Annotated in this window: 10 protein-coding genes and 1 pseudogene; 9 read left to right on the top strand and 2 right to left on the bottom strand. The window is 71.5% G+C overall.

Translation table 11 applies throughout. The features are described 5' to 3' along the window. The 4 genes from recA to B4M60_RS13255 form a co-directional block, all read left to right on the top strand. Positions 1-867, top strand: an 867-nt coding sequence (gene recA / locus B4M60_RS13270) for a recombinase RecA (RefSeq protein ID WP_291084871.1), incomplete at its 5' end; no start/stop codon positions are given. After that, entirely contained in the window at positions 867-1,475 is a 609-nt protein-coding gene (locus B4M60_RS13265) for a regulatory protein RecX (RefSeq protein ID WP_291084868.1), read from the top strand. The genes recA and B4M60_RS13265, both read left to right, overlap by 1 nt. A gap of 26 nt (positions 1,476-1,501) precedes the next feature. Next, positions 1,502-3,070, top strand: coding sequence for a tRNA (N6-isopentenyl adenosine(37)-C2)-methylthiotransferase MiaB (gene miaB / locus B4M60_RS13260; protein WP_291084930.1), 1,569 nt, complete (start codon positions 1,502-1,504; stop codon positions 3,068-3,070). Further along, positions 3,058-3,633 carry a hypothetical protein gene (locus tag B4M60_RS13255; RefSeq protein WP_291084865.1) on the top strand — a complete coding sequence of 192 codons (576 nt, stop codon included), beginning with the start codon at positions 3,058-3,060 and terminating at the stop codon, positions 3,631-3,633. Before miaB ends, B4M60_RS13255 begins: the two co-directional genes overlap by 13 nt. A 33-nt stretch (positions 3,634-3,666) precedes the next feature. On the opposite strand, the gene B4M60_RS13250 is transcribed toward B4M60_RS13255, so the two are convergent. Beyond that, a complete protein-coding gene (locus tag B4M60_RS13250) occupies positions 3,667-5,052 on the bottom strand; it encodes a DUF349 domain-containing protein (protein ID WP_291084862.1) in 1,386 nt (461 codons plus the stop codon). Between the two features lie 206 nt (positions 5,053-5,258). On the opposite strand from B4M60_RS13250, the gene B4M60_RS13245 reads away from it, so the two are divergent. The 3 genes from B4M60_RS13245 to B4M60_RS13235 are packed head-to-tail and all read left to right on the top strand — an operon-like array spanning position 5,259 to position 7,647. Continuing rightward, entirely contained in the window at positions 5,259-5,954 is a 696-nt protein-coding gene (locus B4M60_RS13245) for a hypothetical protein (protein WP_291084859.1), read from the top strand. Then, on the top strand, positions 5,951-6,904 hold the full coding sequence (gene miaA, locus B4M60_RS13240; protein WP_291084856.1) for a tRNA (adenosine(37)-N6)-dimethylallyltransferase MiaA: 954 nt from the start codon (positions 5,951-5,953) through the stop codon (positions 6,902-6,904). Before B4M60_RS13245 ends, miaA begins: the two co-directional genes overlap by 4 nt. Further along, positions 6,901-7,647: an IclR family transcriptional regulator gene (locus B4M60_RS13235; protein WP_291084853.1), complete on the top strand. Its 747-nt coding sequence runs from the start codon at positions 6,901-6,903 to the stop codon at positions 7,645-7,647. Before miaA ends, B4M60_RS13235 begins: the two co-directional genes overlap by 4 nt. Positions 7,648-7,743: 96 nt before the next feature. Here the strand turns inward: B4M60_RS13235 and B4M60_RS13230 are convergent, their stop codons facing one another. Next, on the bottom strand, positions 7,744-9,924 hold the full coding sequence (locus tag B4M60_RS13230) for a malate synthase G (protein WP_291084849.1): 2,181 nt from the start codon (positions 9,922-9,924) through the stop codon (positions 7,744-7,746). Positions 9,925-10,042: 118 nt separating this feature from the next. Here B4M60_RS13230 and dapF point away from each other — a divergent pair, with 118 nt between their 5' ends. Further along, positions 10,043-10,927, top strand: coding sequence for a diaminopimelate epimerase (dapF, locus tag B4M60_RS13225; RefSeq protein ID WP_291084847.1), 885 nt, complete (start codon positions 10,043-10,045; stop codon positions 10,925-10,927). Between the two features lie 65 nt (positions 10,928-10,992). Continuing rightward, positions 10,993-11,312: pseudogene (locus tag B4M60_RS13220) on the top strand (GTPase HflX); the annotation flags it as partial.

The raw sequence follows: 11,312 nt of genomic DNA, 5'->3' as shown, positions 1-11,312 counted from the left end.
GAGTCCTCGGGTAAGACCACGGTCGCGCTGCACGCGGTGGCCAACGCCCAGGCGGCCGGCGGCATCGCCGCGTTCATCGACGCGGAGCACGCGCTGGATCCCGAGTACGCCCGCAAGCTCGGGGTGGACACGGACAACCTCATCGTCTCCCAGCCCGACACGGGCGAGCAGGCGCTGGAGATCGCCGACATGCTTGTCCGGTCGGGGTCGATCGACATCCTCGTCATCGACTCGGTGGCGGCGTTGGTGCCGCGGGCCGAGATCGAGGGCGAGATGGGCGACAGTCACGTGGGGCTGCAGGCCCGGCTCATGAGCCAGGCGTTGCGGAAGATGACCGGTGCGTTGCACAACACCAACACCACGGCGGTGTTCATCAACCAGCTGCGCGAGAAGATCGGCGTGATGTTCGGTTCGCCGGAGACCACCACGGGTGGCAAGGCGCTGAAGTTCTACGCGTCTGTCCGGCTGGACGTGCGACGCATCGAGACGTTGAAGGACGGTGCCGACGCGGTCGGCAACCGCACCAAGGTCAAGGTGGTCAAGAACAAGGTGGCGCCGCCGTTCAAGATCGCCGAGTTCGACATCCTCTACGGCGAGGGCATCAGCCGCGAGGGGTCGCTGATCGACATGGGCGTGGAGAACGGCTTTATCAAGAAATCCGGTTCCTGGTTCACCTACGGGCCCGACCAGCTGGGGCAGGGCAAGGAGAACGCCCGTCGGTATCTCAAGGAGAACCCGGAGGTCCGGGACGAGATCGAGCGGAAGATCCTCGACAAGCTCAACATCGGTGCCGGAGCGGAGATCGCGGAGATCGAGGCCGAGTCCGACGCGGACGCGCCCATCGACGTGGTGCCCGTCGAGTTCTAATGGCGGCGCAGGAGCGTGGGCCGTCCGGGCCCGGGGGCCGGCTCGACGCGGATCAACTGCGCTCGGCCGTCGACGCGGTGCAATCGCGGGCCTCGAGCACCTCGGACCTGCCACCCCTGGCGCCCGAGGCGCACGAGGCGGCGTCGGCCGCGCTCCGGCTGCTGCGGTACCGGCCGCGGAGCGAGCACGAACTCCGCGAGCGGCTGCTGTCCAAGGAACACGAACCCCGGGCGGTCGACGAGGCGCTGGAGCGGATACGGATCTGGGGTCTGATCGACGACGCGGACTTCGCCTCGGAATGGGTCCGCGGCCGACGACGTCGGAGGGGACGCTCGCGGGGCGCGCTCGAACGCGAACTGCGGGAGAAGGGCGTCGCGGAGACGCATATCGCCGGCGCGGTGGCGGGAATCGAGGAGTCGGATGACAGGAATCAGGCCGCCGAGCTCGTGCGCGGCCGCCTGGCGAGAAAGCCGGCGGCGATCGGCCCCGGGGCGGATATCCAGGGGGAGAAGCGCAGGCTGGTGGCCTTCCTCGCCCGGCGGGGTTATCCCACGGGGTTGGCGATGTCCGTGGTGAACGCCGAATTGGCGGCCCAGGCGTCGGGCTGAGTACCCTGGCCTGCGTGGATTCTCTCGTGACCGACCCGCAGACGGTAGACGCGGACGCCCGCGTCGAGGGCGTCGGTGTCCGCACCTATCAGGTGCGGACCTTCGGATGCCAGATGAACGTCCATGACTCGGAGCGGCTCTCCGGCGTCCTCGACGCCGCCGGCTACGTCCCCTTCGAGGGTGAGGCGGACCCGGCGGAGGGGAGCCTGCCCGACCTGGTGGTGTTCAACACCTGCGCCGTCCGGGAGAACGCGGACAACCGGCTCTACGGCACCCTCGGCCACCTGCGACCGTGGAAGGACGCCAATCCGCGGCTGCAGATCGCCGTGGGTGGCTGCCTCGCCCAGAAGGACAAGGACGTCGTGGTGTCACGGGCGCCGTGGGTCGACGTGGTGTTCGGGACCCACAACCTCGGGCACCTGCCCGCCCTGCTCGAGCGCTCGCGGCACAACGAGCGTGCCGAGGTGGAGATCGCGGACTCGCTGCAGCACTTCCCGTCGACCTTGCCGGCCACCCGCGAGTCCGCCTACGCGGGCTGGGTGTCGGTCTCCGTCGGCTGCAACAACACCTGCACGTTCTGCATCGTTCCCTCCCTGCGGGGCAAGGAGGTGGACCGGCGCCCCGGTGAGGTCCTCGCGGAGATGCAGGCCCTGGCGGACGAGGGCGTGATCGAGGTAACGCTTCTCGGGCAGAACGTCAACGCCTACGGACGGTCGTTCCACGACCCCGGGGAGCCCTCCGACAGGGGCGCCTTCGCCAAGCTGCTCCGGGCGGCCGGCCGGATCGACGGCATCGAGAGGATCAGGTTCACCTCTCCGCACCCGGCGGAGTTCACGGACGACGTGATCGAGGCGATGGCGGAGACGCCCAACGTCTGCCCCCAGCTCCACATGCCGCTGCAGTCCGGCTCGGACCGGATCCTCCGCGCCATGCGCAGGTCCTACCGGTCGGAGCGGTTCCTCGGCATCCTCGACAGGGTCCGGGCCGTCATGCCACACGCGGCGATCACGACCGACATCATCGTCGGTTTCCCCGGGGAGACCGAGGAGGACTTCCAGGCGACCCTCGACGTGGTGGAGAAGGCCCGATTCACCAGCGCCTACACGTTCCAGTACTCGCCCCGTCCCGGGACGCCGGCCGCCACGATGGGCGACCAGATCCCCAAGTCCGTGGTGCAGGAACGCTACGAGCGGTTGATCGACCTGCAGGAGCGCATCACGCTCGAGGAGAACCGGGCGCAGATCGGCCGCGAGGTCGAGCTCCTCGTCACCGCCGACGAGGGCCGCAAGAACGCCGCCACCGCCCGGATGACCGGGCGGGCGCGAGACGGGCGGCTGGTGCACTTCGCCCCCGTCGGCGCGCACGCCGGGCGGATCCGTCCCGGGGACGTGATCACCACCCGGATCACCGCGGCCGCCCCCCACCACCTGCTGGCCGACGACGGCGTGCTGACCTGCCGCGCCACCCGTGCGGGGGACCGTCACGAGGCCGGCGAGAAGCCCGAGACCCCGCCGATCGGGGTGGGACTCGGACTGCCCACCCTGCGCCTCGACGTGGTCAGCGCCGACACCACCGAGAAGGGATGCCTCACGTGAGCATCGAGGATCGACCCGACCCCATCGCGGGGATCATGGACGTCACCCGGAACGCCGAGTCGGAGTTGCGGCGCAGGGACCGCGCCCTGGGCCGCACGCTGGTCATCGGGAAGGCATATCTGGCCTCAGCGGTGCTGATCGTCCTCCTCGCGGCCGCGCTCGCGCTTCCGCACAGCGCGGGCGTGCGGGGATTGGACGTGCTGTTCTTCACCGAGGTCGCCCGCGAGCAGGAGACGTCCCTTCCCTCCCATGTCTTTGTGCTGCTCTACTCCGTCGGGACGATCGTGTTCGGGGCCATGATGATCCTCACCCAGAAATGGTGGGCGGCGGGCATCGCCTGGGGCGCGAGCTGCGTGGCCGCGGTCTACGGGGTGCTGGCCATCTGGCTACGCCAGTCCGGACGCGGCCCCAATCCCGACTTCCCGCAGTTCGGTGCACCCGGCATCGGGTTGTATCTCAGCGAGATCCTGGTGTTGGCTCTGGTGATGACCCTCGCCGGGGTGCTGTTCGCGCGGGTGCCCGAGCAGTTCGACGTGGAGGAGTCCGCCCGCCACGGTGACTGAGACCGGCGGCGGCGACCGACCCACGCGGCGGCGTCAGCGGGTCTCGACGGCGTTCTCCGCGGCCTCTGCCCACTCCCTCCACTGAGCGGCCTGCGCGCGGGCCTCGCCCGCCTCGTCGGCCCGGCCCGCGGCGTCCGCCTTGGCGGCCTGCGCCTCGAAATCCTCGACCCGCACCCAGAACTGAGCCGCCCGGGCCTTGGCCTCGGGATCGGTCCGGCGCCACTCGGAATCCGCGGCGTCCGAGACCGACTTCTCCAGCGCCCGGATCCGTCCCTCGAGTTGGCCCATCTTCTCCCGCGGAACCTTCCCGATCTCCTCCCACCGGGTCTGCAGCTCGCGCAACGCCGACCGCGCGGCGGCCAGATCCCTGGCCGGGTCGATTCGGCCCTGGAACTCGGCGAGGAGGGACTCCTTGGCGGTGGCGTTGCCCTCGAACTCGGAGTCGCGCTCCGCCGCCGCGGCGTGCCGGGCGTCGAAGAAGGTGTCCTGGGCGGCCTTGAACCGCTTCCACAGCGCGTCGTCGGCGTCGCGGGGGGCCCGGCCCGCGGCCTTCCACTCGTCCATGAGCCGTCGGAACGCGGTGGCGGTGTCGTTCCAGTCGGTCGATCCCGAGATCGCCTCGGCGCGCTCGACCAGGTCCTCCTTGACCCGCCTGACGGAGGCCCGGTTACGGTCCAGGTCGGCGAAATGCGATCCGCGGCGTCGGTTGAACGCCTCCCGCGCCTTGGAGAATCGCTTCCAGAGAGCGTCATCGGTCTTGCGGTCGATCCCGCGGATGGTCTTCCACTCCTCGAGGATCGTCCTGAGGCGGTCTCCCGCGGCCTTCCACTGGGTGGAGGACTCCCCGATCTCCTCCGCCTCGGCGGCGAGGGCCTCCTTACGCGCGACGGCGGCCGCCCGCTCCTCGTCCTTACGGAGGCGGGCGTCCTTCTCCACCGCGGTGGAGCGCTCGATCACCGCTGCGGCGCGGGCCGCGAGCGAGTCCAGGTCACCCACGGCGGCGGCGGTCGGGATCTGCTCCGCGAGCGACTCGGCCGAGGCGCGGGTCTTGCGCGCGTCCTGCGGATGGGAGTCCAGGCGGGCTTCGAGCAGCGCGACCTCCGCGACGAGGTCATCGAAGCGGAGGCCGAAGTGGGCCAGGCCCTCCTCCGGGGCGCCGGCCTGCCAGGAACCGACCTGCCGCTCGCCGTCCGGGGTCCGGACGAACACCGCACCGGTGTCGTCGACCCGACCCCATTCGGACGGATCGGAGGCCCGGACGACCCGTGGTTCGGGGGACGTGGCGGGTCTCGCGGCGATCTTCCGGGCCAGTGCGGCGGGCGAAGGCGCACCCGGGCGAGGCCCGGGGGTCGGTGTGGGGGCCGCTGCGGCCCCCCCGGCGTCCGTGTCGCCCGGGGTGGTGGCTGGGTTGTCGCTCATCTCGTCCTCATTCCATTCTGCCGCGTGACACGGCACCGTCACCGGACTCTCGCCGGTCATCGCCTCGCCGGCCCCTCCCGGGGACGGCATCCCCCTAGTGTGTACCAACCACCGGCCGGAAGTCGGTGGATCCCCGCCGACTGGCCGACGAGCCCCCGTCGGGTCCGGAGGGCCGGCTCCCGGGGAGGTCAGTAAGGTGGCGGGGTGTGAGCACCTCAGTAGTCCTGTTGCCCGGTGCGCCGGTTCTGGTGCCCGAATTGTCCGGCGCGGCCGCGGCGGACACGGCCGATCAGGTCGCGCGGGCCGTGGCGGCGCTCAGGTCCGCCGCCTCCGGGTGCTCTCTCGTGGTGGTCCTGGGCTCCGATCCCCAAGGTCGCACCCTCTGCGATGTGCGGGCCTCCCTCGGCCGGTGGGGGGTACCCATCCCGGTCGGGCGACCGGGCAGCCCGGAGGCGGGGGATTCGCAAGTCCCTGACTCGGCGCTGCTCGGCTGGTGGTTCCTCGACCGCGCCGGGATCGACCTCCCGAGAGCGTTCGTGGGCGTCCCCGGCGAGGGATCCTCCCCGGGGGACCCGGTGTCGGATGCCCTCGTCGTCGTCGTGGCGGACGGTCCCGCCTCCCTCGCCGCCCGGGCACCGGTCCCCGAGGACCCCCGCGGCGTGGCGCTCGACGCCGCCCTGACCGACTGGGTGCGGCGCGGCGGAGCGCTGCCCGACCCGGGGGCCGCGGTGGCGGAGTCCGTGGGCTGGTGGACCCGGCCGGTGTGGGGTGTCCTGGCCCGGCTGGTCGGGGAGCGGGCCGCCACCCGGGCCGAGTCCTGGGCACCCTTCGGCGTGGGCTACCACTGCGCGCAGTGGGATCTCCCGTCGCCGGCGGCCCCGACCCCCGGTGGCCCCACGTGAGCGGGCCCGCGCCCGTCGCGGTGGTTGGGGCGACGGGGACCGGGAAGTCCGACCTCGCCCTCGATCTGGCCGAGCGGCTGGGCGGGGAGGTGGTCAACTGCGACGCGATGCAGCAGTACCGCGGCATGGATATCGGGACCGCCAAACTCCCGCCCTCCGAGCGTCGGGGCATCCCGCACCACCGGATCGACGTCCTCGAGGTCTCCGAGACGGCGAGTGTGGCCGACTTCCGCCGCGAGGCGGAGCGCGAGATCGCCGAGATCCGGGAGCGGGGCCACGTCCCGATCCTGTGTGGCGGCTCGATGCTGTACGTCCAGGCGCTGGTCGACGACTGGTCCATCCCCGACACCGATCCGCTCGTCCGGGCCCGGTTCGAGCGCCGCCTCGGGGAGGAGGGGGTGCAGGCGCTTCACGACGAGTTGGCGAGGGTGGACCCGGAGGCCGCGCGGACCATCCTGCCGACCGACCCCCGCCGCACGGTCCGCGCGCTGGAGGTCGTGGAGATCACCGGACGACCGTTCTCCGCGTCGCGCCCCACGATCGGTGAGCCACGGTGGGGGACACGGCTCCTGGGCCTCCGGTGCGCGCTACCGGAACTCGACGCCCGCCTGGCCGCCCGCACCTCCCGTATGTTCGCCGGGGGACTGGTCGAGGAGGTCCGCGACCTGGTCGCCGGTGGGCTGCTGGAGGGGGTCACCGCCCGCCGTGCCATCGGGTACGCGCAGGTGCTCGACGAGATGGACGACCGGCTCGCGCTCGACGAGCAGGCGGTGTCCCGGGCGCACGAGCGCACCGTGATCGGCACGCGCAGGTACGTCCGGCGGCAGCGGTCGTGGTTCGGTCGGGACCATCGGATCCGGTGGATCGACACGGACACCGACGGCCGGGCCGATGATGCGGCGAGCCCGCTGGAGACGGCACTCGACCTGCTCGGTGAGGCGGGGCGATGAGCTCGGCGCGTCCGGCGCGGGGGCGGGTCCAGTCCGTCGAGCGTGCGCTCTCGCTGCTGGACGCGTTGACCCGTCGGGGTGGGCGCGCCACGCTGGGGGAACTCTGCGCGGACACCGGTCTGGCCGCGGCGACTGTTCACCGACTGTGCGGCACGCTCGCGGAGTCCGGCCACCTCCGCCGCGACGCCCGGCGCGACTACCTTCTCGGGCCGAGGCTCCAGCGGGTCGGCGAGGCGGCCCGCCGCGCGACGCTGTCCTGGGCCGAGCCGGTGCTGTCCGCGGTGGTCGAAGCCACCGGGGAGACCGCCAACCTCGCCGTGCGGGAGGGGGACGGTGTGGTGTACCTCGCCCAGGTGCCCTCGCCTCACTCGATGCGGATGTTCACCGAGGTGGGGCGACGGGTGGAGGTGCACTGCACCGCCGTGGGTAAGGCGCTGATCGCGCAGGACGACGACGACGAGGTGCTCGCCATGCTCGGCCGGGCCGGGATGCGCCGGTACACCGACACGACGATCGTCGACACCGCCGCGATGCTCGCCGAGTTGGACCGCGTGCGACGGTCCGGCTTCGCGACCGACGAGTCCGAGCAGGAGGAGGGGGTGCGCTGCGTGGCGATCGCGGTCGGGGCGGGGGACGCGGCGTTCGCGGTGTCCGCCTCCGGGCCGGAGGCCAGGTTCACCCGGGAGCGGCGGGACGCGGCCGTCGCGGTGCTGCGCGCGGCGGTCGCCGGACTCGACTCCTGAGGCGGGTCGCCCACGCCGTCCGCCGCGCCCCGGACACGCGGAATCCGCTGCTCCCCGCGGGGGAGAGCAGCGGATCCGGTGGGCGACGCCGGGCGTTTACAGGCCGTTGGCGGCCTTGAACTCGCGGCGGCGGCGGTGCAGGATCGGCTCCGTGTACCCCGACGGCTGCGAGGTGCCCTCGAGGATCAGCTCGCGGGCGGCCTGCCAGGCGATGGACCCCTCGACGTCCGGTGCCATGTTCCGGTAGGCGTCGTCGCCGGCGTTCTGCCCGTCGACGATCGCCGCCATCCGGCGCAGCGAGTCCTCGACGTCCTCGGCGGTGATGATGCCGTGGCGGATCCAGTTGGCCAGCATCTGGGAGGAGATCCGCAGGGTGGCGCGATCCTCCATGAGGTTGACGTCGTGGATGTCGGGCACCTTGGAGACGCCGATGCCCTGCTCGACCCAGCGGACGACGTAGCCGAGGATGGTCTGGCAGGAGTTGTCGACCTCCTCCTTCCTCTGCTCGGCGGTCCAGTCCGTGTCCGGGGCGAGCGGGATGGTGAGCACGTCGTCGACGCTGGCGCGGGGGCCGGCGGCGAGGAGCTCCTCCTGGCGGGTCATGACGTTCACCCGGTGGTAGTGGGTCGCGTGGAGGGTGGCGCCGGTCGGGGACGGGACCCACGCGGTGTTGGCGCCGGCCCTCGGCTGGCCGATCTTCTCGGCGAGCATCTCGGCCATGAGATCGGTCTTGGCCCACATGCCCTTGCCGATCTGGGCGCGGCCCCGCAGGCCACAGGCCAGGCCGGTGTCCACGTTGAAGTCCTCGTAGGAGGTCATCCAGTGCGCGGCCTTCATCTCGCCCTTGCGGATCATCGGGCCGGCCTCCATGGAGGTGTGGATCTCGTCGCCCGTGCGGTCGAGGAAGCCGGTGTTGATGAACACGACCCTCTCGGTGGCCTCCGCGATGCAGGCGGCGAGGTTGACCGAGGTGCGGCGCTCCTCGTCCATGATCCCCACCTTGAGGGTGTTGGCCGGCAGACCGAGGAGCGTCTCCACCCGGCCGAACAACCGGGTGGTGAAGGCGACCTCGGCCGGGCCGTGCTGCTTGGGCTTGACGATGTAGATCGAGCCGGAGCGGCTGTTGCCGCGCTCGTTGCCCTCCGCGATGCCGTGCATGGCGGCCAGCGAGGTGACGAGCGCGTCGAGGATGCCCTCCGGCATCTCGTTGCCCTCCGCGTCGAGCACCGCCGGGTTGGTCATCAGGTGGCCCACGTTCCGGACGAAGAGCATGGAGCGGCCGTGGAGCCGGACCTCGCCGGACCCGTCGGGCGAGGTGTAGACCCGGTCGTCGTTGAGGACGCGGGTGAAGGTCCGACCCCCCTTGCTGATCTCCTCGGACAGGTCGCCCTTCATCAGACCCAGCCAGTTGCGGTACCCCTGAGTCTTGTCGCGGGCGTCGACGGCGGCAACGGAGTCCTCGAAGTCCATGATCGTCGAGACGGCGGACTCCAACACCACGTCCTTGACGCCCGCCGCGTCGGTCGAACCGATCGGGGAGTCGGCGTCGATCCGGATGTCGATGTGGAGCCCGTTGTTGCGGAGGAGGACGGAGGTGGGCGCGGAGGGCTCGCCGAGGTATCCCACGAACTTCTCCGGTTGGCCCAGGCCCGTCGTGGAGCCGTCGGCGAGCGTCACCCGAAGCGCTCCGTCGACCACGGTGTATCCGGTCGAGCCGACGTGGCTGCCGGTCTCGAGGGGGGCGGCGTCGTCGAGGAACTCGCGGGCCCAGGCGATCACCTTGTCGCCCCGCACCCTGTTGTACGTGGAACCGGGCTCGGCACCGTCGCTCTCCGGGATGGCGTCGGTGCCGTAGAGCGCGTCGTACAGCGAACCCCACCGCGCGTTGCCGGCGTTGATCGCGAACCGGGCGTTCATGATCGGCACGACCAGCTGCGGGCCGGCCACCGTGGCGATCTCCGCGTCGACGTTCTCGGTGAGCACGGTGACCGAGTCGGGCTCCGGGACGAGGTAGCCGATCTCCTGCAGGAACGCCTTGTAGGCGGCGGGATCGAACGGAGCCGGATTCTCGTGGTGCCAGGCGTCGATCTTCGACTGGAGCTCATCCCGGAACTCCAGCAGCTCCCGGTTGCGGGGGGCGAGGTCGGCGAAGATCTCGGAGGCACCGGTCCAGAACGAGTCGGGGTCGACCCCGGTGCCCGGAATCGCCTGGGTGTTGACGAAGTCGTACAGGACCGCGTCCACCTGGATACCGCCGACGGTGATGCGTTCGGACATCGATGCTCTCCTCAGATAGGGGATCGTTCTCCTGTCGACTCTAGTGCGCCCCCGCCCCGGGTTCATCCGGGTTTTCCGCAGGGCGGAACGGGCTGGGAATTCAGTAGGATCTCAGGTCATGACCTCAGCTCACCGCACCGCGACTGCCGACGGCATCGCGTTCCTCAAGGGACACGGCACCCTCAACGACTTCGTGATCCTCGCCGACGACGCGGCGGAGTTGGACCTGGACGCGGACCTCGTCCGAGCCCTCTGTGCGCGTCGGGCCGGGGTGGGGGCCGACGGCGTCCTCCGGATCGCCCGCGCCGGAGCCCTGGTCGACCGCGGGGTCCTCGACGGGCTGCCGACGGGCGTAGGGCGCGACGACTGGTTCATGGACTACCGCAACGCGGACGGGTCGGTCGCGGAGATGTGCGGCAACGGGGTCCGGGTGTTCGCCCATGCCCTGGTCTCGACGGGGAGGGCCGAGGCCGGACCCATCCCCGTCGGGACCCGGTCCGGCCCGCGCCCCGCCGACGTCGTCACCTACGACGGCGACCGCGCGGTCGTCCGCGTCGACATGGGCGAACCCCGCCTCCTCGGGGTCTCCTCCGCCGGCTTCGGCGACCGGTCCTTCGCGGGCCTCGCCGTGGACATGGGCAACCCCCACCTGGCCTGTGTCGTGCCGGGTCTGGATGCCGCCGCGTTGGAGGCGCTCGCGGTCCACGAGCCCCCGGTGTTCGACACCGCGTTCTTCCCCGAGGGCGTCAACGTCGAGATCGCGACCCCGCTCGCCGACGGCCGCGTCTTGATGCGGGTCCACGAGAGAGGCGCAGGGGAGACGATGTCCTGCGGCACCGGGATCGTCGCCACCGCCGTCGCGGCGCTGGCCGACGCGGGAGAGCAGTCGGGAGACGTGCTGGTGGCGGTGCCCGGCGGCGAGGTCGCGGTCAGGGTCCGGGACGGGCGGTCCGACCTCACCGGACCCTCGGTGATCGTCGCGGACGGCCGTTTCCGGCGGTGAGGCGCCCCCGCCCGCGGTGATCTCACGGACGCGCCACCGTGAGGAATGTGAGAAGATGGCCCCGAATGACTATCGATGACACCGCCCATGACCGGGCCACACGAGACCACGATCCCTCGGTCGGCGAATTCCAGCTCGAGGAACGCTCGTCGCTGCGTCGCGCCGTGGGTCTGTCCACCGAGCTCCAGGACGTCAACGACGCGGAGTACCGGCAACTGCGGCTCGAGCGCGTCGTCCTGGTGGGCGTCTGGACCGAGGGTTCGGCAGCACTGGCGGACGCCGCCATGACCGAGCTCGCCCAGCTCGCCGAGACCGCGGGCTCGGAGGTGTGCGACGCGCTGATCCAGCGCCGCGACAAGCCCGACCCCGCCACGTACATCGGCTC

The sequence above is a fragment of the Dietzia sp. UBA5065 genome (genome assembly GCA_002415925.1).
In the GTDB taxonomy this organism is placed as follows: Bacteria; Actinomycetota; Actinomycetes; order Mycobacteriales; family Mycobacteriaceae; genus Dietzia.
The sequence above is the reverse complement of the archived record's forward strand: the minus strand, read 5'-3'. Positions and strand labels throughout refer to the sequence as shown.

Coding starts and splice junctions, on each gene's coding strand:
- B4M60_RS13250 (WP_291084862.1), bottom strand. CDS start 5,052: ATGAGCGACAACCCAGCCACCACCCCGGGCGACACGGACGCCGGGGGG.
- B4M60_RS13235 (WP_291084853.1), top strand. CDS start 6,901: ATGAGCTCGGCGCGTCCGGCGCGGGGGCGGGTCCAGTCCGTCGAGCGT.
- B4M60_RS13230 (WP_291084849.1), bottom strand. CDS start 9,924: ATGTCCGAACGCATCACCGTCGGCGGTATCCAGGTGGACGCGGTCCTG.
- B4M60_RS13265 (WP_291084868.1), top strand. CDS start 867: ATGGCGGCGCAGGAGCGTGGGCCGTCCGGGCCCGGGGGCCGGCTCGAC.
- B4M60_RS13255 (WP_291084865.1), top strand. CDS start 3,058: ATGCCTCACGTGAGCATCGAGGATCGACCCGACCCCATCGCGGGGATC.
- dapF (WP_291084847.1), top strand. CDS start 10,043: ATGACCTCAGCTCACCGCACCGCGACTGCCGACGGCATCGCGTTCCTC.